Consider the following 23,187-nt stretch of genomic DNA (forward strand, 5'->3'; position numbering starts at 1 on the left):
ATTTTTAAATTACATCTGATATAAATATAAAAAATAACTTATCCTCAATCCTTAAATCGACAAAAAGTCGGATTTTTTAATGAGTATATTTATACGCCAGATTGAGCTCAACCTGATTTAAATCGCAATTTCCATCAAAAAAGATTTGTGTCTGTCCAATAAGTTTTCCCTCTTTTGGCTAACAACCAATACCATTGACCTTAGCTGGTTCCCTAGGCCTCAGCAGCGTGCTCATTAAAATTTGAAACTCGTTCATTTATTACTGCTTCTGCGTAAATACTGCTTCGTAGATGGCACATTCCAAATCGGAACACGCCTATTTTTTACACAAAAAAGTGTGCTTATTGGAGTGGATATGCCAAACAGAAAATATAATTAAAAACACTCATTATGAATAAACTTATATTGACAAGTTAATAAATTGAACTACAGGAGCAATAAGTGGTACACTATTAATTAATATCATCTAATATCAATCAATTATCGCTACAGGACAGGACAAGCTTTAATCGATTAAGTGAATATTAGGGATATCATAAGATATAAATCTAATAATAAGGATAAGAAAATGGACTCTACTCTATTTGTACCAATTTTAATCTCTGTGCTACAGGCAAATGGACCTGCACCACTGGAACCTCATCAGGCTGAAAAAATCTATGCTTGCCCGACATTCACTATACCGGTAGATGGTTGCACCATTGTTGAATCTGACATCGGTGGCGTGCCTGACAAACTAGAAAATTGGTTCTTTGATATTGTCAACGAAATTGCTGAAGAGTACACCGATGAATGTAATACACACGATAGAAACTATTGGACACTTGGTAAAACGAGGCACAGTTCTGACCAACAGCTTAAAGCAGATTTCAGAGAAGAAGCAACTGAATCATGGTTCGAGAAGCTTGGGCCTGAATGGAAGTTAGTCGAGCAAGCATGGAAAGTTATGGCTGGGGTTCGAGATGAAGACTACTATATTCCGAGACAACAAGACGCATATACTCGCTATACCAATATCGGCAAAAAGGTTAAGGCAAACCAGTGTTTCCAACACGCTGCTGATCTGCCCATTGACACTGCATTGCTGAACGTAGCTAAAGCCACTTTCCGCTCTATTACCAGCCGTGAGCCTACAGCTTATGAAGAGTTTGATATGGTTGAGCTGTACAATCCAACACATGGTGGTGACTTAAGTAGCTTCAGAATTGCAGTTGACGCCTATGCGACGAGCAAAATTAATGTATCTGGCCCTGAAGCGCTCGTAGTCGTGAATAAAGTTGAAGGGATTGACCAGTCCTCAATCACACTAAGTGTTCCTCAATACTCAGCTGATGGCCAAAAACTGGAAACGTACGTAAGAGCATTCGGGCAAGACTCAAGAGACGGTTCCCTAACTCTGTCTTTCAGCTATAAGTACGATCAGGCACTCACAATCTCTGGATGGGCCGTAGTGACTGATGAAAATGGTAACAGCGACTTCAAGAAAATTGAAGAGAAACTAAACGTCAAAGGATGGTGTTCACCTCGCGAAGGAATAGACTGCTACTAATTTTCAGCTAGTCTGATCAACAAAAAACAGTTGGCTACTTTGCTGCTGATACGAGCATAGTCAACTGTTTTTATCCTTGAAGGAACTCGGACAGAACCAACACTTTCTACAATGCCACTAAGCGCATCCAAAAAAGTACATGTGTTTATTAAACTAGACCGTTTTATATTGAGCAGGCTTTAACTAAAATTTAAGCACAGCTCCCAGCATTCGCTACAACCGAATACACACCAAGCCATCTCGTTTTATCAGCACTGAACGACTCAACTCTTCTGCCACACGCGTACCAAATAAACTACCAACCATATCCTGTCATTGAGAGATGTAGCGAGTTAATTATTTTGATTGGCCTTATCGGGATAACGGTTTTGAGATTCGCGCTTACATTGAGATAAAATCGCGTTCTTTTAACTTATTTACCATATTCACTCGTATTGGATCTTAATCTACATAAGCCGTCATGCCCTGCATTACTCTTGTACAAAAAAAGCAGCCACAAAGGCTGCTTTTTCAGGTTTTCTTGGCGATAAGAATATTCTTATGCAGCCAGTTTAGGGCCATCTCTGACCATAGTTGTGTGTTGCCAATTAAGTTTTGGCATGGTTATTTGTTCCTTTAGCATGTCGTATCGATATAAGTAGATGCGCAATGACACCCACTCAAATCTAGAGAGCAACATAATAAACAAATAAGTGAATAGCTATTACAACGTATTACACACATTGAATAAACGACAATGGTAGCAATTGAACTACATCAAAATGAGTCGCTCTTTTTCTATACTTTCTAAAAAGTCTTTTGCTGCTTCTTTATTGTCCTCATTTTTAGACTTGTTCTGACGATAATCTGTGGCAATCTCTTCAAGTTTTGCGAGGATCACTCTACGTTCTAATATTGAGTGGGTTTTATGGTATTTCTCCAATTGCTCAGCGACTTGTGCCTTACTGGTACTAAACTCAAAAATCCAAATACTTTTGCGCTGAACCGCTTCATTCCACACTTTGGGTGTCCATATATAAGTGCCACTAGTTGGCAGCTTATCTCTCTCCGCTTTGATTTTTTGATAGGTTTTTGCAAACTTAAGACGCTGCGGCATCAACTTGAGTAAGTTAGTGTATCTTTCACTCACATCTTCTTTTTGCAGTGGGCTCAAATGGCTATAAACTGTTTTCCTCGCAACTTCCGGTAGCTTTCTCTTCGCTTCATCTTCTGTGTATTCAATGTGGCTGTGGTCTTTCTCTAACTGATTGACCCACTTGTCAACAGAGAGTGTTTCTTTTGTTACCTTAACGGGTTCAGGTTTATCTTTAACAAATTTGCCTTGTGAACGTTCAACGATGTAGCCTTTGCCATTTGGACTCCTTTTAATTGTACCATCTAGCGTATATTCACCTAGGGTCCAATCTCCTATGGAGACAGATGCAATCTCTTTTTCAAATGTCAGCACTTTAGCCTTGATGGATGCTCCAACCTCAGCTTCCAGCGAGCCAGTTAAACTAAAGTCACCTTGCATTGGCCAATCTTTATCAATTCCAAACTGCCCAAAGCTATCTCCACCTTGCCCGCGGGTGTATTTTAAACGACCCGACGTCAATATCTTGCCTTCAATACCGCCGCGTATTTCGCCAAACAATCCACCTTGAACCTTTGCCAAATATGGAACGCCAACAAACGCCCCGGCTTCGATTCTGGCTTTAGCCTTTGCACTGGCAGAGGCTTCACCAAATACATTGAAGAGCATTTGAGTTTCGGTGTTATCTTCTTCCTTGTTTTGAATCCTAGCACCAATTCCAGCAGCGAAATCAAAACCTCCTGTGATATCTACACCGACTCCGGCGACGCCTGCACCAACCGGAAAGTCTAATGAAAATGCAGGAAAACTAATGCCCTTCTTCCACTCTCCCGATATTCCACCTTCGCGTTTTTCGTTATCGTAGTAAGCTTCTAGTCCTAAAATGCGTGCTCTAAGTAACTGTAAACCATTATTCTCATCTTTTTCATAAGTGAACTTTCCACCTTCAAACTTGAGTGAGTTCAGCCCTTGGTGCACTTTTAATTGTTTAAGTTCAAATACTTTTCCAAAATCAAAATTGCCAGAGAAAAAGTCTGATTCAACAATGGCCTTTTTGTTTAAAACCTTAGAGTTGTCGTGTTCAAGGTCCATATAAGCATTTTCAGCTTCAATAGCATCTTTAGTAAACTTAGCCTTGGTCATTGCCAGTGTCATAGTTGTATGCTTACTGACTGGGATCTCAACATCTGCTTGCTCAATCTCACCACCTAGCTGCTCGTCGTGATACATCACTTTTGCTTGGCTAATCGACGCCTTAACGCCCCCAGGTAAACCATGTAAAGAGGCATCAGTACTGACCTCAAATTCTGGTGCGGCGTCTTTTGCAATGTCAACTTCACCACTAGGATTACTAATTGATAGGAAATTAGGGATCACTTCAAAAGTATCTGACGAAGCAATTTTTGTTCTGCCCGATTTGAATCTACCAGCTGTGTCAAGTTTTAGGTCAAACTCTCCATCCAGCTTTTTTTTGTCCCACAAAGGAACATGTGCATCACCGGCAAAATGCACTTCTTTTTGCTGCTTGTTGTAATCCAATGACATTAAGTCTGAATACACTCGCTTATCAGCAATATCGAGACCAACAATGCTGGCCTTAAAACGAGATAAGCCTTCTTCATTTATCACCAATTCATCACCTAACACCTGATGCGCTGCGATAAAGCCACTAAAACCAACCCCCTGCTGACTGGCAAACACAGGTTTAACAGACACTTCCCAGCCACTGCCAAAGGGGAGTTTAATATCTACGTCCCCACCAAATTGTTGGCCGAGCAAGTTTACTTTTGCCACGCCAGTACCATGTAGCCCCGCTCTTTTTGGCTTACTTACTCCGTCTTCCCAATCCATCAGCTCCGGTTGATTTATACCCAGTGACACAAATTTATTATCAACGATATTGGGCGACGACTGCTCCTCTTCATCTGTCGACTGAGCAGGATCAGCATCTTCATCCGTTTCAGAGACCCCAATTAAACGGGCAACGCGGCTCGCAAGTTTGTCTTGAATGTACTGCACCCAAGCTTGCAAGTCTGCAACTAATGCGCGCAATGCTCCATGAGCATCGCTTCCTTTTTTAAGCCATTGATAAATATAGGGCTCATCAATATCACCCCACGCGGTAGCGATCCAGCCACCATTGTAAAACTTATTGGCCGCCCACAGCCAAATTTTCCCCACAGCCCACAGTACTGCAGACACAACACCTGGTGGTACTTTTGCTAGCATCAGCAAGGCCTGAGAAATGGCCGTTACCCATGGATTTAAGGACTTTAATGACGTAACCGCATAATTGAAAACACTTGAGATGATCAGTTTAGCTGTGGCATCTCCTTTGAAATGGTCCCAAACTACTTGGGAAGCATAACGCTTGGCGACATCGACACCTGATGACAGCAAATCGACGTTCACTGAGTCTGAGTTGAGTGCATTACTTACCGACGACGCTGTGCGCGTTGGATAAGTAGCTAACTCTTCTTTTTGAAGCATGTAGATGATTTCCTTTTGTTGCTTGTATTGAAATGAATAATTGGGAGAATTGCTGGGAGCTTACAAGCTGCAAACTCTGCTGAGAGAGATAAAAATATATGCCCTTGGCGAGTTAAATATACAGTTAGCCTTTTAAAGCGGCTTTCAAAGCATCAATGCGAGTCTGATCCCAGGTCCAAAACTTGCTATTCTTTTGCTTGTCAGTCCAATCTTTGTAGTCTTTATCACGAATGTGTTTGTCGTCGCTCTGAGATAAACCTAGCGGCTTAGTCAACCCTTTTTTGGTTGTCCAAGGTCTCATATACGCCTTACTATCGACCTTATTGTCTTTACTTTTGACAGCTTTGTTTGCAAACGCTTTTAAAGTTGCAACATCTCCCGTTGAGGCATGTTTTGTTTTGTATTCAGATGTGATGGTCACTGAAAATGACCCTTCGGGATGGTAACTACTGGCAGCATCCGTACTGGTGTCACTCAATACTTTTACAGAACACACAAAATTTGCTTTTGGCGCAGCACCACTTTTGTATCCGGGGGCGGTTTCTTTTTGATGGGGTGCAGGTACTGTAGGTACCACTTCAACTTTATATTCAACGATGTAGCCCGCTTCAACTAGATTTTTTACGTGGGACTCTACGCGTGAGTGGTGCTCTTTATTTGCCGATCCTGTGATCGGGTATAGGTTAAACTTCAGCGCTGAGCCCCCCAAATTGTCATTAAGTAAATGGCCTCGGATCCATCCCTTTTCATTGGCGTTATTTCCATTATTGTTATAAACCAATACATTTTTCATCAAATCACTTTGATCAGCATTGACCTCAGCCGACTCACCTCGCGGCGCCAAGCGGGATAAACGGGCTTCAACCTTGTCACCTACAATTGTATTGATGGTGACATCACCACCAGTGGCATTTTTATACTTAAAGTCTTTGGCTGAATAAAATTTTATTTTTGTGTCATTGATGGAATCAGTACCACTTGTTTCACGGATCCGCTCTTCACTACCTCCTGCGGGGATGGTAATATTCCATGCCGGGTTAATTGAAAACGAAGTCCCCACCTGATATTGATTGTATTGATATGCAAAGTTCTGTATCAAGTTGACGCCGGGCATTTCGCTATACGCTAACTCATTGATTGCACGAAAAGCCATATCAATATTCTGGCTTTCTGGAATAAGCAGTTTGTAGATATGGCTTAACCGCGCACCTACTACATGGTAGTAAAGCTGCGCAACATCCTGAACTTGCTCAGGGTCTAATAAGACATCAAAATAACTACTGGCTATAACCTCGATCGCTTCCTCAACTTGCTCGGTGCTAGTCAAGTCGTCCGTGTACTGGTCTAAAATCGGTATAAAACTATCATATTCGTCCTTTGAGATGGACTCACCGTAGTCTAAATCATCAAGAAAAATTGTCTCAATGTCTTCGTCTTGAACACTCATATCTGAACTTTGCCTCGAAATCGCATGTTTAGGGCCTCGAATAGGGCTGCGATCCCGCGAACGCGACGACTCTTCGTCCAATTGGTGTCTTCGCTGTCGAAATGCTTTGTCTCTTTGTTGCTGTTTTTGCCTATCAGGCAGGTATGAGGAGTCCATATCTGACATCATAATGCGTCGCCTTATTGTGAAATTAATTTGTGTTTGGATGGTGTTATACGAAGTAAGTTTGAAAAGACCCATTCTAGATAGAAAACATCAAGGCCTATCGTAAAAGCTGACTAGTATTGAAATTTTGAATGCAATGGTTGAACAAAAACATTTTGCTACAGAGTTGCGTTGGGCCCTGTAGCAAAATGCGTATGAGACTCTCAGTAATTACAGCTGACACAAATTAGTGCACTATTGGCCTGTTTACTAGGTAACGCATTTATATATTTGACAAATTAGTTCATTACACATTCTGGCTGCACAATGAGTATGTCAATTCAGACCATGCAAAACAGGCTGAAGGCAACTAGACTTATCATTAATCAGGCTTGGCAGAGCATGCATGTTGCGAATCTTTAGTTCTTCTTTCATCTCTGGTGCTCTGTTTTTTTGTATCACCATAGGTGCTCAGGAAAAATCACTATCTGTATATACCGAACACTTTGCCCCATATACTATAGTGGAAGAAGGTAAAAGGCTTTCTGGTAGTGCCGTTTCTCAAGTCAACCTAGCACTTACACTGGCTGGTATTGATACCGATATCGAGGTTGCCCCTTGGGCACGTGCCTACGATATGGCTTTGAGCCAACCCAATGTGCTGCTCTTTTCTATGGCAAAAACGCACCAACGAACTCCCTTGTTTCACTGGCTTTTTAGAGTCACTACCTTAAAGTACGACTTTTATTCTCTGCGCAGTGGCAAGGTCAAAATAGCGAGTATCGAGGAAGCCCTTACTTATACAACTGTCGCAATCCGGGGCAGCTATGAAGAAAGCAAGCTCCTAAGTTTGGGTTTTACGGAAACTGATAACCTTGTACTCGTTGCCGATATGGACAAAGCCTGGCAAATGCTCAACAAAGGCAGGGTACACACTATGTTTGCATCTCATATCCCCGACAGAGTCGCGGCAAAACATACCACTCAATATATACGTCATCAGGCCATAGACGACAGCCAAGGGCTTTACGTTGTAGCGAGCTTGTCAACCGAGAAGCATTTTCTTGAAGCGCTTAAGCAGGCCTTTGAGCAATTGGAAACAATTCCCCCTTAGTTTGTGATTCCCCCCACTTTCCAATCCTGAGCTCTCTTATCATAAAACCTTGACAAACAAGCGGTATAGCCTACCCTCCAAAGATATAGATAAGACCCTCACTGACTATAAAGGATCATCGTATTGATTGTGCGATACAATCATTGATCCGCCGCAGTTTGAAGGGTTAAGGCGAGAGCATGACTCAAAAACACCACCACAAAAACCTGATAGCCCTGATGTGCTCCGCCGCCCTACTCGCCAGCTCAGCAACTTATGCGCAAAATGAGCAACCCGGCGCACTGATGGATCTCAGTCTGGAGGACTTGCTCAACCTAACCGTGTCATCTGCTTCAGGTATTGAAGAAACACTGCGTGATGCCCCTGCCGCCATGGTGATCATTACAGCCAAAGATATCGAACAACGTGGTTACACCAGTATTGATGAGGTCATCCTAGACTTACCTGGGTTTGACAGCACTGTCACCAACGGTAATGGCGGCGTGATCACCTATCAGCGCGGCTATCGAACGCCTCTCACGCAACGCACACTGATGCTGGTCAATGGCATAGTAGATAACCATTTGTGGTATCACGAAGCCACCCTGTCAAAAAACTATCCGCTGTCAAACATTGAGCGGATAGAAGTACTCTATGGCCCGGTTGGTGCAGTTTACGGACCCAATGCATTTTTAGGTATCATCAACTTAGTTACGTCTAATGCCGAAGACAGGTATAAAAATGATGACTTTTTTACCGTGAATGTTCAGTCAGGCAGTTATGATACCCAGAGCGTTGATTTAGCCGCAGGTGGCAACCACAAAAAGCTGACCTATAACCTGTCCGCAAAATACTACTCCAGTGATGAAGCGGATATTGATGACTTGGCACCTTGGGGGTTTGTGAGTAACGAGCTTTTGAGCAACCGAGATATCTGGGGACCGGTGATCTACGACACCGCTCTGTCTGCTAACTGCGACGCTGATGGCTGTCCCCACAGCTCTAAATACAACGACTTTGGCAGCTACCACGATCCACAGAGGGAATGGGGAATTCTAGCCGATGTGAAATTTAAAAACCTGACTTTTGGAATTATTGAATGGGACATGCGTCACGGCTGGGGCCCACAATACCCGCACGACAGAGCCCAACCAGCGGCTCAGTGGTATCGTACCTCTGAACAGTATTACTTACGTCATGTCGGGTCGTTAAAAGACAAAGTGAAGGTAGACACCATGCTGCTCAGCAGAAAAAGTAATAATGGTGGCTACTGGGTTGAGTCCTTCCCGGGATCAACCGCACTAACTGGTCCTGAAGTTGTCTCAACACTGACTATTTCGCACTGGCGGACCAGCAACAAAAGCTGGTTGTTCAAACAAGATTACGAGTTCGACTACAGCGAACAGTTAAAAATAAGCGGCGGCATTAAATTTGAAGACAAAGAGCTGACCAAAGCATATGATGCCTGTGGCTATTTTCCCGAGACCTTCTGCTCATCAGATACGCCCGAAACTGCAGGTGATGGCGTTGCACTCAACACAGACAGTACCATTAACATTCAGCCTGATACATTAAGCCAGATGCCGGATGAAAACTTAGCCAGTTTGACAGACAGAGGGGCCTACATTCAAGCGATCTGGAATATTAATGACTGGCGTATTAATGCAGGGCTGAGACATGACAAAAACAGCCTGTATGGCAGCACTACCAATCCCAGAGCGTCAGCCATTTATTTTCTCTCTCACCAATCCACTATCAAGCTACTTTACGGCACGGCTTTTCAGGAACCTGCCCCAATACAACTGTGGGGAGGCTGGAGCGGCCGCTCTGCAAATCCAAATCTGAAACCCGAAAAAGCAAAGAACTTTGAAGTCATCTATATGTACCAGCAGGACAACTGGCTGCACGACCTGTCGCTGTTTACTGCCAGATACGATGATGTCATTAAAGAAGAGGCAGAAAATGCCGGAAAGCGCAGCACCTATGGGTTGGAATATCGCGGCAAGTTTGAGTTTAGTAACTTCATAACAGACGCTGCGAATATCACCGGATATCTCTACTATACCTACACCAAGTCAAAAAGTAGCGTAAGTTACGACCATGATCTCGGTGTTTGGGTTGGTGAAGGGATCGAGAATTGCAGTCAAATAGCGCAAGAACATAGCTTGTCTTATGATCCATGCAGTAACCTAGATGCAGAGCTTGGCGATATTTCCCCACATAAAATTAATGTAGGTATTAATGTGCCAGTCAGTGACGAGCTCAACGTAAATGTAAAAGCCAACTGGGTAGCCAGCAAGCCACTGTATTTAAGAAACGCGCTACGCGCAAAGCAAAGAGAGAATGACGCCTACTTAACCGTGGATGCCAATATCTCTTACCAATTCGAGTCCTTCTCGGTGGCATTAAAGGTGAAGAACCTCTTCGATGAAATCTATTACCATTCTGGCGCAGAAGCCGCAGCCAGCGGTGACGATTTTGAACAGCGTTCACAAGGCTGGGCAAACTCTCTGATCCCACAGCCAAAACGCAGCTTTATGCTGACGCTAAGCATGCAGTTTTAGTTGAGTTTATATTACTAAACAGCTCACACATAAAGCCGGATTTTGTGACGTTTGAGTCAAATTGCAATATTGCCACACTGTTTCAATGCTGGACTGCAGATAGACCTACTTTTAAGTTGGCTCGGAATCATTGAAATTTGGTATTTGTTTGGATTTCTACTTAGCCAGCGCTAATTGATAAAACACCTCTTGTTCAACCCCTTTACCTTTTGTTTCCTCCAAAGCTGTAAATCCAGCCCGTGTTAAAAGATGTCTAGATGCCGTATTATGCGCCCAAGCAGAGGTCTTTAAATGAGATATGTTAAGTTTTTCTGCAAAGTGCTGAACTGCTGAAATGGCCAAATTTACGCCGACTTTTCCAAAACCGCGATTTTGATAATCACATCCTACCCAAAAAGATAAATGTGCATTGCGCTGCGACAGTTGCTCATCAATGACATCTGGCGTTGGATAAAAGTCCACTGTGATTGCACCCACAAAACCAAACGAATCATGAATGAGAGCAAAGTAGGCCTTCTCACCGCTGCGACCCTCTTCAAGCCAAGTCGGCCAAATCGCTTCTAGTTGACTAAAGTGATTAATTTTCACACCGCGCAAACGCTCAGCGATTTCACTTTGCCGGTATTGGCTATAAAACTCGCCCAACTGGTGCTCGCCAAGGGGTAAAAGTTTCAAACCGGAATCCTGACATTGAGTACTACTGCGTTTCATGTCAAACCAAGCTAGGTGTTGACAGTATTCTTGGAAGTTCGCAATATCCGTATTAAGCTTTTTAACCTGTGCATCTTGAGGGCTAAAGTCGAGCGCCAATTCAGCGCTTTGAACTGCAATCTCAAGCTCACCTGTAGCCCATGCCACCAGCGCCAAATTATGTAAATACGCGGTGTTTGGACCATTTACTTCCATACACGCTAACATACAGTTTTTTGCCAACATCCAATGACTAAAATCAATGGCCAGCAGGCCGAGTTCAAAGGCAAAGGACTCATGTGAACAGTCAATAATATGGTTTTGCCATACTTGCGATAGAACGTGACACCACTGCATACGGTTTTCGACTAGCACCCCTTCTTTAAGCAATCTAGGTATAAAAAAAGCCAACACGTTTGGATCAAACTTGCTTTGTCTGATGTAAGCTAAGATTTGTGGTTCAGTTAACTCCTTCGCCCTGCTTTTAATACTTTGAGTAATTTCAGCTTGGCAAATTGGTGAGTGATAAGCACAAGCCTTTTCAAATATATGCCGCGTGTAGTTGAATTCACTTGATTTCTCATGACTTGTGCTCATGTATATCGCCACATCACTTCCCTGCAACTGTTCAAGTTGGGTGTTGAATGGACAAGGGTTCATCCAACTCAGTACATTCATATCTACAGGTAGTTCCATCCCTGTATTCGATAAAACTTTTGGCAAATTAACCCCTCTATCAGAGGTCATATTATCGCTAATCAATTGGAGCATACCCCTGGAAAAAGTCTGTTCAAGCTGAAATAAAAGCTGAGCCGCGCAAAGTGGTATCGCAACCGCTCTACTTACCCCTCTTGCGATAAGCTTTTTTAACGCCTCACCTAATTGAGCTGCTAAATCGCCCTCCACCAGTTCGACTTCTCTACCTACAGTAGTCTTACTCCACTGATAAACTGCACACCATTTATCGTCTTTCTTTACGGCGCTTTCAGCTACCTTCAAATCCCACAAGAGTGGCAGCTCTTGATGATTTTCATCGCTATGTGTATGTTCAACATTTTCAGAGTTTTGGATGCAGGCAATTTCGGCACAATAGATATCTTGATAGTGCATGTAATAAATTGCTTGTGGTAATTGAGAAAGCACGCCGTGAGCCAAACATGCAGCGGGATTTGCTTCTATCGCTAGAGGTTCACCGTCGATATCATGACTCGGTATTGACTGGCCCGAGGCCATATCCCAGTTTATTATGCGGACCTGCCCGCTTTGATTATACTCATTAAAGTCTGGATGACGAACCAGCTGTGCCTGCATGGTTTGGTCAACTGTACTCAATAGCAAACAGACATTTATATCGCCGAGACCTTGCTGTTGGCACCCTTGCAATAGCTTTTGCAATAACGCCAAACCAAACGCATAGCGTTCGCACCCTAGTAGCACTAAATAGACTGGTTCAGATTTTTTCAGTAATTGACTGTCTTTTATATCGTGTAACCATGCAAGCAATGAATCCAAATATACCTCAATCCAAGCTTGGCTGTGCCAGCTGTCCGTAAATGATGGCACTTGTTTTGTCGGCCAAATGCCAGCGTTTAGGGATTTCTGAAAATTGCACTGTTGTTTTTGTTTTTCGCTTAAAAGGGTCGACATAGGAGCAGGTGTTAAGGTCGCATACTCGACGCCATTAAACACCTCCTCCGGTTTTTTGGAGAGTCTCTCATCTATCATGGTAATGCCCGTTTGTTATTTGTATAAGGTTATGGCAATTTAATAATGTACTGGAGTTGATGGGCGCTATTGAGCGGTGCATGCAGTAAAGGTTTTCCTTCTTTACCATTGCAAAGCCCGTAGCCCGGGGGTAGCTTGGAACCATACCATAAAAAAATTGCGCCCTCAGGGAGCGATTCTGGCGACTGAGTTTCGACATCAGACGGCGATGACTGCCAGTGCTTAGCAAGCCAAAATGTGCCTTCGACCGTCAGATCACCTTTAATCCTCAAGTTTTGCCTAATTTCAAGACCATTCTCGCTCTTTTCAATGCCATCTTCACCTTGCAGTAAGCACGCATCTAACCACTGTGCAAATTGTGATTCCGTTGGTTTTTTACCACGTTTAAAGAACGACTTTAGAGTTTTCCTCAGCAGATTAGCCATACTGTTTCCCGCTCAATTGTACCCACCCGATTTACACCTATTGAACCTGCAACGGGTTTAGTCCACTCAACTCAAAAGGCTGCCAAATCTGTTTTTGTAAGTTAATTTCAATCAATTTAAAATATCGATTCGACTCTGGGTTTTGGCTACCAAGTGCCACGATATTGCCAGGCTCTAGATCTGTGGGAAGCGATTGCCATAGCCCCCGCTCGTCAATTTGATACAACCCATTTTCACTCAGGTTTTGTTGTGCAGTTAACAGGACAGTAGACTGCCAATCACTTGGCGGCAGCGGCCGCGCGATGTTCATAGGCACCTGAAACGCTCGGTCAACAACACCGATAAAACCCACAAAGCGCTCTACATGTTGTTGATGATCGACAATACGATTGAGTAGCGCGTTAATATTTATATATTTATTAATCATTGATGGTGCTCACCTCAATGTAAAAAGACCAAGTGAATTCACTTGGTCAACGAGTTATACGGCCGCAGCAATGGCACCATCACTGAGCAACACTTCTCCCCATTGATCGCCATCCATCAGTTTATAAAACACTGTGGAAGACGTAGGCGGAGTACCAAGCAACTCAACTAAGTTACCCAGTTCTACATTTGGATAAGTAATTTTATTCAAAGTGTCTGCAATTCTTTGGTAAACCCCGTTTTGAGATGGCGTAGATTGCTTGGTAAGCAAAATTTTATCACCATCCGCGAGGTTTAATGTATTGGTTAAAAAGTTATCATTGTTTGCTGTCGATAAATCAACATTGGTGTCTTTTTTGACTGCATTTACACGATCAATAATACCTGTATAGCGGTATAGAGATTTGGTTGCAGTCATATTTACCGCGATTTGCTCTGCATCGATAGCTGCGAGAATACCTGAAAGTGTTTTTTGAGCCATAGTGGCCTCCTTGGATAAATGTGGCGCACCTGAACTGGTGCGCTATGGGTTAGAAAATAAAGTGCTTCAGTAAAACCACCGCAATGTCTCTACTTTGCGGCGTATGTACTAAAGAGATTGGGAAGAGACATCAGGGATATGCTCAAATAAGCGATAATCCGTAACCTGATAGTGCACAAAAGCGCTGGTGCCGTTGTCGTTGCCTATTCGCGTGATGCGTCCAACAATACCGCCCTCAATGACAACCGTGCCGCCAATAAAGTCGGTAATTGTCAAATCTATTTGGTTGTCCGCAAACCAGTTTTTCGCACCTAAGTTATTAAAACCTGGGTTGCTGTTATGGTGAGTATGCGCAGATGTTGTCGAAACGCTTGGCTTTTCTTTAAGGTAGTTTTTCTCTTCTTTACCAGCCGTGTAGAGCGCCAAGATACGTCTGCCTGTAGGAGCACCATTTTGCGATAGCGTTTGATCTGCCAAAACATTCTGCGTCTCATTCAACAAGTAGGAATCATTCCACTGGTTCTTATCAACCAAGTTACCAATATAAGTAACCGCATTTTGAGAGATTAAAAAGCGTTCTTTACTTTGTGGGTTAAACACTTTTCGAATGTAGCCCAAGTGACTTTGAATACTTCCTGCAATACGCTGCCAACTGCCGCTGATGTACTCCCAGACATAGTTGTTTTGCGCATCGTAGATTTTTGAAACATCTAAGCCACCGCGTAAATCGGTGTCTAAATAAGTCGAATTTGGTTGCGAGTAAGTGATGTAACCGTATGACTGTTTTCCTTTAAAGCGGTGTAGATCAGCATCACCATTCAAATCAACAACAATTTCACTGGCCGACTGGAAGTTGTCTGTTTGATTCCAAGGTGTGACATAAAACTTAAATATGTCTCCCTGACGCTGCACTTTTACCCTTACTCGTTTATTACTCCAACCACCGCCAGTACCTATATTATATTGTCCGAGTAATTTATCCCCACCAGATCCAACACCTACGTAGCCAAAATACACCCCGCAACCGGTGGAGCTAGGAGGTGTTCCGCCCGTATTGAGTACAATAGTCAACACATAATTTATACTGCCTTCTCTGACAAATGCTGCAACAACTCCGATGGTATCGTTATCACTACTGTCCGAACTTAAGGTTGCTTCTAACGTGTAATTGTCTACTTTTTCCGCTGACACAAATCCATTTGGCGGAGAGACATTCAGAGGCATTACTACGCTATCTGTCGGCGCATTGTAATACCAAGCTTTGGCGTTGGCACTGTTGCGCGCCTCCGCATCTTGCTTATTTAAAAAGTACTCGTTGCCGTTGAATCTCGCCCAATTGTTAAAGATATCTTGCATCGTCGGAGGGCTATAGCTTTGCCTCGCTTGATCAGATTGTTCCTCAGTGCGATAGACAAACGACTCAAGCTCTGGCAATGGAGTAATATTGATATACACAGTACCAGTTTGCTCTACACCGTGGCCGTTTCTTACCCGATAATTAAACTGCGCTGGCTGCTCAGCAAGGCCTGTTGAGACAAAAGTAATGGTATCTCCGCTTTGTGATACAGTACCTCCTTGCGCGTTAGCCACTCCGACCAAAGACAAGCCCGTGCCTGAACCATCTTCATCGTTTGCAATTAATTGCTGCTTGCTTATATAAATTGATTCTCCCTGTTGCAAAGAGAATGTATCGGGGTTGCAGACGATTGGTGGAACGGCCACAACTGACATGGTTACAAAATGGGTTTTTCTGATCCCAATGCTGTTTTCAACAACATAATCAAAGCGCGCAGCGCTCCCCACACCACTTGTCGATGTAAATTCAATATTTGCACCATCTATTCGTACAGTGCCAAATTGCGGGTTGTGTACCGCGATTAAGCTAACGGGATCTTGCCCATCACTGTATTCATCAAAACTACCATCGAGCACATTAGCAATGGGAATAATTGCAGAGCGTTGCGTATAAACTTCAAATGTCTTGTCTTGTAATCGAATAGTCTTAGCAGACTTTCCGTAAAACTCGCTGATAGCTATGGTGTCGCCTGGTAGTTTATTAACATGCTCACTAAAAAAGCCTAGCTCATGAGGCTGCTCATCTCGATATTCATCACCGATATCTTTGAGCGAAATTGGACCACTTGTTTGTAACGTCATCTTACTTTATCCCTGTTATTTGGACTCATGTTCCACTAACTGGCTTTGCAGACTAGTCACTTTATTGTTGAGTTCCTTAATGCTTTCAACCAGCAATCCAACGAGGTTGCCATACGCAACCGATAGGTGCTCATCTTGTTTATAGACGGCCTCTGGAAAGGCTTTTTCTACATCTTGGGCTATCAGGCCTGTATAGCGTCTATCAGAACGTGTATCAACACGCTCAAACGTCACCCCCTCTAATTGATTGACCACATCTAGCGCATTATCAATTGTTTTGATATTTGATTTTAACCGAGCATCTGAAAATGCCGTCACATCACCAGTCGCAGTAATTGCGCCCGTTACAGCCATGTCGCCTGCAAAAGTCGCCTGTGATATATCCACTTGACCTACTAACTTGGTATTCACTGCTTTTAGAAAACGTTGGTCAGATTCCGGTTTTGTATAACGATTTGCCGAGTCAGCCACCCTATTATTAATTTCTTGCTGCAAGCTAGTTTGCAATGAAGACACCTGCTGCGAACGAGTATTTGTTTCGTTCGTCAAGTCACTTTCTAGTTGCGAACTACGGGCATCATTGGTCAATACATAATTGGCAAATGCTTCATCTGATTCGGTATCAACAGAGTTGATGAGGTCTACGATTTCTTTAAATGAATCAGCATCAGCGTCACTGGCCTCTAATATGCTATCAATGCGCTCTTTTTGAACTGTGATTTTGGCATTATAATCTGCTTTTAACGCATCAGAACCCGACGATTGCTGTGCTTTAAATTGTGCTGCATCAAGTAACTTATCCGATACACCCGCTTCTATATCTGCTGGCGTAGCGACATCAACTCCTAGTTGGTTATTGATGACTTTAATCCCAGCCCCTGGCAGTGTTATCTGAGCAGTCGCTTGCCAATGGTTTTCATTGCGCCCTTGTGCATCTGTAAACTGAGAGGTTAATACAAATACCTTGTGTTGATGTTGAGTACCTGCCGCAATTGCCACAGCAACACCAGGGTACAAAGTGATGTCTGACGTCGGGATTGCCAACGTTTTATCTATTTGAACTTGCCAAATTCGATTTTCACGGGGGTCATATTGCGCATTTAACAGCACTAGGTCACCATATTGAAGCGCAACACCATCTAATGTGTTTAGTGGCAATGCAGGGTCAATACTGACTTGCGTCTCTGCACAAGTAACCACGGTTTCATTGAAGGTGTAGGCACCTAACGATTGAATTTTTTGATTCAACCAATGGCCCTGAGTTGCGTTTAATATCTTTTCGTCACTGCCGAGTTTCAAGTCATCTATATGCGCAAAGTTCAGTCTCTGTGACGGCACTTGACCTAATGTAAGTTCACCTGCGTCTAAGTTAGTCAAATATTGTCCATCGCCGACAATATGTTTAGCAGTGATACTTGAGTCATTTGCTACTTGAGTCAAATCGATTTGCGCAGGTAAGCTATTGTTATTCAGATCTGTTATCGCTTCACCATTACCAACTAAGTAACTTGCCGTGAGTCGGCTATTGGCAATATCACCTTGTTGAGTCAAGTCTACTGTTGCTGGGAAACGGGCATTTTGAAGGTGTTCAGAGTAGTATTCAGGTACATCAAAATTCTCAATTTTGGACCAATCTAAGTTTTGTAAGTCGCTTTGCATAACGTAGTGATAGTAGCTCGCCCTATCGTCCAAAGATCGATTGGCCTTAATCAGCATCCCTTCAAACTCGTTGACAGACTGTTTTGTCAGGCTTGGCGTAGCACTCTGTTCAGCCTCAACCAGACTATAAATATACACTCCATTCTCTGAGGCATTATTTTGCTGGTATAAAATGACACGCTCTCCTGGGACCAGAGAGTAAGGCTCGAGCGCGTCTGCCAAAGTGTCTGTATTATTTAAGTCTTCAATCATGTCACTAATTGCGCAATCAACTGTTGTGCCAAATAAATGTGCCAGTAAGCTAAACGTGGTGCTGTTGTCTGTCGCTGCATCGATCAGTTTTTCAAATTCCTGTTCGGTTGGGATGTCTCCATTTTCGAAATAGCCACGGAGTTCAGTATTAAGTTCTGAATGTTTCATAGTTAACCTTTGGTGATTAGTCGTAAATTAAGAAGCTTTGCTACTCAGGGGAGTTAGGAGTAGCAAGTAAAATAGAGCTAGATTATTGATGAAGGTCTTAAGCCTGTTTATTATTCATTTGCGTTTCAATGTCTTGGACAATAGGTAAGATATCCGGAGTAAACACTGGCACAGGTAATGACAACGACAGTAATAACGTTGGTTTAGGCGTTGACCCTAAAGCCTGCCAAACCTGCCCACTGACCTTTTCACTGTGTTCATTGCCAAATAACTGAGTGCGAACACCATAGGGTTTGTCGTCCACTCCGTGCTTTTCAAGAATATCCTCTGGCAAAAAGTCATACGCACCTAACCCACATAGCAAATAACTGAGTACCATATGCTCCAACTCTGCACTTCCTGCATCCGCTTTACTCCACACTGTCAACATATAAGTGAGGGAAACAAATCTAGGCTCTTTATGATATACGCGGTGGGTTTGCGCCGTATTCAAATAACTTCTTGGTGGCTCGCTTTGTCGACGAGTTACGTCTTCAGCCACACCTATCAAATAACAGTTTACAGTTGGTTCGTCGCTCACTTTATTGTCATAAAATGCCTTATCTGGCGCGACAAAGCTCAGCGCGATATCGCCTTCTAACTCCGCGTCTACTCCCTTGCTCATTGACAAGATCCGCTCTGTTAAAAAGGTTTCCAGTGCCTGCTGTGTGTTATAAACAATTTTTGGGTCCATATTAGTTTCCTTGCAACCAAGCTTTAATTTCATGCTGCGCCATAAACCCTTCATGCTGTTTAGCAAGCTCTCTTTTAAGTGCATTAGCCAATGAGATAGGATCAATGTGCGCTTCCTGCACCATTAAACGTTGTAATAATGCAGATTCAGTTATATTAATAATTTGCGCGGCGCTGAGTTCAAATCGCTGCGCCAAGTCATCGATGGATTGCATCAGAACTTCGTTTGCATTGCTTGCAAGTACTTGGCGCCATATTTGAAACCTTTGTGATGGTGTCGGCAATGTAAATTCAATAACGTTATGGAAACGGCGCAGAAATGCATCGTCTAGATTCGATTTTAAATTGGTACTTAGCAACAGCAACCCGCTGTAGTGTTCCATACGTTGAAGTAGATAGCTCACCCCCATATTGGCGTTTTTATCTTGGCTAGACTCAACTGCACTGCGTTTAGCAAAAACCGCGTCGGCTTCGTCAAACATCAGCACTGCATTGTGCTTCTGAGCTTCGTCAAACAACTTTGCAAGGTGCTTTTCTGTTTCTCCAATCCATTTACTGGCGATATTTGCCAAATTCACGACGTAAAGTGGCAACTGCAATTCTCCAGCAATGGCCTCAGCCGCCATAGATTTCCCCGTACCTGGTTTTCCCCAAAATAGTGCTTTGCACCCTGGAGTGAACCTCGGTAACTTCAATTTGAGGTGGGACTGCATTTCAACTCGCCCGACTAATTCAGTCAGCTGATCGGCAGTAGTAGACGATAAAACCATGTCTGATAACATAAAGCGTGGCTCTGATAACTTAGCTAACTCCTCAGGTCCTTGATTTAGTTCCCGTAAACATAACTCTTGCAAAGCAGGCCAAAACGATGAACTAGAGTGAGCTTTCGCTTGCTGTGCCAATTCGTTCATTCTATACAAGGACACTGGATATCGAGCGGCAATTGAATGAGCCTGTTTATCATCGTGATTTGGTGATAGCGTATTCCAAACTCGTGCCAAAGAGTCGATACTTGGCGCGTGATACTCGACCAAATGTGGCTTAAACTGTGTTTTATCGACAAGGCCCAAATTTAATGAAAATAAGTGGAGCTTAGCTGCAACTAGGCACTGATTTGAAAGTAGCTTATTTTCAATTGGTAAAAGGCATTCAAAATCAGATAAATAGAGAAATATGCGTTGGCCATTCGCCGCCAATATGACGCCTGCAAGTATTTGCAGCATGTCGGTGCTCTCGAGCTGACCGAATTGCTCGTTATTTATAACGCCAAATAGTGCATCTGATTTAGCAGCGAGCTGCTGTGCGTACCATCTCGCTGTTTCTGACTCCTTTGTATTGATAGAAAAGCAATTGGCTTGCTCGGGATCCCACGATTTCTCGCTACAAGCGAGAAACACCGGATCAGTTTCTATATCCTCAAACACTTTTATGGGATGCTCTGGGGCCAAAACAACTTTCCCAGTTTGCAAAAATTGCAAAAGATATGAATGCAAGCCAACACCTTCGTGCAACTTTGGCACAGAGCCGGCGTGCAATAGGCCCCATTTAAATGCAGAGCACCAAAAAACCCCTTGAGCAAGCAGTTGTCGTTTACCACCAAATTGACAAAGGAATAGTAATTTATCCAAGCTCAGTAGCGGCCCTTGCTCATACCAACTTAAACCTAGATAAGGCGTTAAAATGTCAGGCTCAAGAGTTTGGATATAGATTAATGCGATCAGTCTGGCTTCAAAGTCTTCGAGTGAAAAAACCCGGGTTACAAGTTCAAACCTAGGTGTGTGAACGAGTTTATCTAAGACTTTTTGCAGTGCAGCCAAATTTTGTTGCAAGTCCTGATCATTGTTTGCCAGTGCAGCACCAACTTTGAAAAACTGCTGTGCAAGCTGTTTTTCAATTTTAATCTGTGATTGGGCCTGCTGCGCAGTTGAATTCATCGTCATCACCCCTGCTTCATCATAATCGCCAGTTCCATGGCCCTATCACTATGCTCACTTATCCATCCACCATGCCAAATTTCATCAGCGGCCAATGTATAGTCTTCAACACACAGCGCAGCTAATAGCTTTTTCAGCTTCTTTAACCCTTCGACACCGATACTAAATGCCATATTTACAAGCACTAATTTTCGCAATTCACTCTGTTGGTTAAAAATCGGTAACTCATGGGTCAGTATTCGAATTAAACTCGTGATATCGTTTTCCAACATGCGCTCAGCTTCTTGTTCACTCACTCCCACATGCTCTAGTTTTCTGCCAACACCTATTATCAGTTCTCCCTGCGCATTTCGGGTTGGCTTGCAGATCAACCCTTCGTGGCAAATCAATTGCACTTTTAAAGACTCAATGGCTTCTTGTGAAACAGACCGCTTCATGATGCCTCCACAATCTGCAACATATCCTTAGGTACAGACATCAGTAAACTTTGATCTAAGCCTTGAATCTCTATTGCAAATACGGAATCATTCTTGTGCTCAAGTAATTTTCCTTGATACCCCTTTAAAGCCCCCACTTTTATCTCAGCTATGCAGCCAACAGACAATTGATTTGGGACAGGCTCACATCGATATCCAGATGCAATAACGGCTTTAATTTTGGCTACCTCGGTAGGACTTACGATACTAGGCTTACCGTTGAATTTAATGTAGTCAACAAAGCCATTAAGGCGCTTAATATGGTGGTATTCAAAGTCATCCACATAAACAAACACGTATGATTTAAACAAAGGTGTGGATATAGATTTTACACGGTCGCTCCATTGCTTTTTTTCAACCTGCAAAGGTAAAAAGACATCGCAACCACTTTTAATACACGAAACTTGCTCCGTGAATTTTTTTTCTGTATTCGGCTTAGTATAAACAACGTACCAATTTCTTATTGTTGTCATCTCAAATCCTAGAAACGCTCCGCCACATCTCCCACAACGTGGGACAAGTCGGAAAAGTCTTATTGATTGATTTAACAATAAACAGCTTTAGGCTGGTTATTGCGAATGTAATACCCTACTGACGAAGCAACATATTTTTTGTGAAAAGTTTTCGATGATATCTAAAACGAAGTCTGTAAATTGCAGTTGAAATAGAAAGTGGCCTCAGTACAGAGGCCACTTTAAAGGTTGGGCTAATGTTCAAAAACCTAGCAACTTATAAACGCTAGCTATCGATATTTGTGAATTAATTTATTGATATGCACTGAGACTGTATAGAGTTTTTATATTATTATTTTCATACTAAATTTTAAGTTTTATTAAGTCTTAACTGTACTTCTTATATTCTTCCTTAAGACTGATCAATTGACGCCGCGCTAGTTGTACTCGTTTCCTCACATTTTCTAGTGATAGTTGAAGCCTGGATGCAATTTCGGCGTATTCCATTTCGTATAAAAATTTATATTGCATTACCAAGCGTAGGTCTGTGGGTAGTATAGCGATTTCTTTAACGAGCTTATTATATAAACTGGTATTCCAGTGGTCGCTTTCTAATGATGCGGATTGGTTATCTGCGAAAAAAAAATGGTCGGGTAATTCGGATACGTGATTCACAATATCTTGATGTTTTGCTTTTGCCCTGTGCTCATCCATACATAAGTTATGAGCAATACGACACAACCAAGCAAATTCATTTTCTATCTTATAGTTTGACTGACTATAAGCTCTAAATGCTTTTTCACATGTCAGAGCTAAAACATCTTCAACCTTATCGCCATCATTTCTCAGCCATCGGTGACAACAGCTTAATAACTTTTCTTTGTTTTCTAACCAAATTGTCCAAAACTCACTATGTCCTTTTAGTTGCCTTTGTTTCGCTGCAACTAACTCCCCTGTATGTAACATCATTTCTCCAATAAAAAAATTTATATCGGAGGAAAGACGTACATTTAAGAATTATGTGAAAACAAAATTAATACAATATATAAACCATTACTTAATTGATGTATAACCAAATTCTGTGTAGAACAAAATAATTCAATCGAGAATAGGCGGTGTTGTGAACATAATTTCCCGTAATCGCAATTACAAAAAGTGTTATGATGAGAGAGACAAAATGCATGCTCACTTAATCATTGTGGCGTCAACATTCACTAAAAACTTGCCGCCATGTTTTGCATGCTTTCAACA

General features: G+C 42.6%; 16 protein-coding genes. 3 read left to right on the forward strand and 13 right to left on the reverse strand.

Annotated elements, in window-relative coordinates:
• Positions 1-568: 568 nt before the first annotated feature.
• Complete coding sequence (locus tag N483_RS13950) at positions 569-1,549, forward strand: hypothetical protein (RefSeq protein ID WP_023399348.1); 981 nt, start codon at positions 569-571, stop codon at positions 1,547-1,549.
• 751 nt (positions 1,550-2,300) lie between these two features.
• Here N483_RS13950 and N483_RS13955 read toward each other — a convergent pair.
• A complete protein-coding gene (locus tag N483_RS13955) occupies positions 2,301-5,111 on the reverse strand; it encodes a hypothetical protein (RefSeq protein ID WP_023399347.1) in 2,811 nt (936 codons plus the stop codon).
• Between the two features lie 124 nt (positions 5,112-5,235).
• Entirely contained in the window at positions 5,236-6,726 is a 1,491-nt protein-coding gene (locus N483_RS13960; protein ID WP_023399346.1) for a DNA/RNA non-specific endonuclease, read from the reverse strand.
• 382 nt (positions 6,727-7,108) lie between these two features.
• On the opposite strand from N483_RS13960, the gene N483_RS13965 reads away from it, so the two are divergent.
• On the forward strand, positions 7,109-7,816 hold the full coding sequence (locus N483_RS13965; RefSeq protein ID WP_023399345.1) for a substrate-binding periplasmic protein: 708 nt from the start codon (positions 7,109-7,111) through the stop codon (positions 7,814-7,816).
• A gap of 179 nt (positions 7,817-7,995) precedes the next feature.
• Positions 7,996-10,359: a TonB-dependent receptor plug domain-containing protein gene (locus N483_RS13970; RefSeq protein WP_023399344.1), complete on the forward strand. Its 2,364-nt coding sequence runs from the start codon at positions 7,996-7,998 to the stop codon at positions 10,357-10,359.
• 156 nt (positions 10,360-10,515) lie between these two features.
• Here N483_RS13970 and N483_RS13975 read toward each other — a convergent pair whose 3' ends face one another.
• The 11 genes from N483_RS13975 to N483_RS14025 form a co-directional block, all read right to left on the reverse strand.
• Entirely contained in the window at positions 10,516-12,774 is a 2,259-nt protein-coding gene (locus N483_RS13975; RefSeq protein ID WP_023399343.1) for a GNAT family N-acetyltransferase, read from the reverse strand.
• A gap of 29 nt (positions 12,775-12,803) precedes the next feature.
• Positions 12,804-13,199, reverse strand: coding sequence for a hypothetical protein (locus N483_RS13980; RefSeq protein ID WP_023399342.1), 396 nt, complete (start codon positions 13,197-13,199; stop codon positions 12,804-12,806).
• Between the two features lie 37 nt (positions 13,200-13,236).
• Positions 13,237-13,626: a hypothetical protein gene (locus tag N483_RS13985; protein WP_023399341.1), complete on the reverse strand. Its 390-nt coding sequence runs from the start codon at positions 13,624-13,626 to the stop codon at positions 13,237-13,239.
• A gap of 54 nt (positions 13,627-13,680) precedes the next feature.
• On the reverse strand, positions 13,681-14,106 hold the full coding sequence (locus N483_RS13990; RefSeq protein ID WP_023399340.1) for a hypothetical protein: 426 nt from the start codon (positions 14,104-14,106) through the stop codon (positions 13,681-13,683).
• 108 nt (positions 14,107-14,214) lie between these two features.
• A complete protein-coding gene (locus N483_RS13995; RefSeq protein ID WP_023399339.1) occupies positions 14,215-16,263 on the reverse strand; it encodes an Ig-like domain-containing protein in 2,049 nt (682 codons plus the stop codon).
• A 15-nt stretch (positions 16,264-16,278) separates the two neighbouring features.
• Positions 16,279-18,342 (reverse strand): tail fiber domain-containing protein, encoded by a 2,064-nt coding sequence (locus N483_RS14000; RefSeq protein ID WP_023399338.1) that lies wholly within the window; start codon positions 18,340-18,342, stop codon positions 16,279-16,281.
• Between the two features lie 97 nt (positions 18,343-18,439).
• Positions 18,440-19,075, reverse strand: a complete 636-nt coding sequence (locus N483_RS14005) for a Pvc16 family protein (RefSeq protein WP_023399337.1) — start codon at positions 19,073-19,075, stop codon at positions 18,440-18,442.
• Position 19,076: 1 nt separating this feature from the next.
• The gene (locus N483_RS14010) at positions 19,077-21,014 is read right to left on the reverse strand and encodes an ATP-binding protein (protein ID WP_023399336.1); all 1,938 of its coding nucleotides are present in this window, start codon (positions 21,012-21,014) and stop codon (positions 19,077-19,079) included.
• Positions 21,014-21,445, reverse strand: coding sequence for a glycoside hydrolase family protein (locus N483_RS14015; protein ID WP_023399335.1), 432 nt, complete (start codon positions 21,443-21,445; stop codon positions 21,014-21,016). The genes N483_RS14010 and N483_RS14015 overlap by 1 nt, the downstream gene beginning before the upstream one ends.
• Positions 21,442-21,957, reverse strand: coding sequence for a UpxY family transcription antiterminator (locus N483_RS14020; RefSeq protein WP_023399334.1), 516 nt, complete (start codon positions 21,955-21,957; stop codon positions 21,442-21,444). Before N483_RS14020 ends, N483_RS14015 begins: the two co-directional genes overlap by 4 nt.
• 366 nt (positions 21,958-22,323) lie before the next feature.
• Complete coding sequence (locus N483_RS14025; RefSeq protein WP_080672596.1) at positions 22,324-22,905, reverse strand: RNA polymerase sigma factor; 582 nt, start codon at positions 22,903-22,905, stop codon at positions 22,324-22,326.
• Positions 22,906-23,187: the final 282 nt, after the last annotated feature.

The sequence above is a fragment of the Pseudoalteromonas luteoviolacea NCIMB 1944 genome (assembly GCF_001625565.1).
GTDB lineage: Bacteria > Pseudomonadota > Gammaproteobacteria > Enterobacterales > Alteromonadaceae > Pseudoalteromonas > Pseudoalteromonas luteoviolacea_F.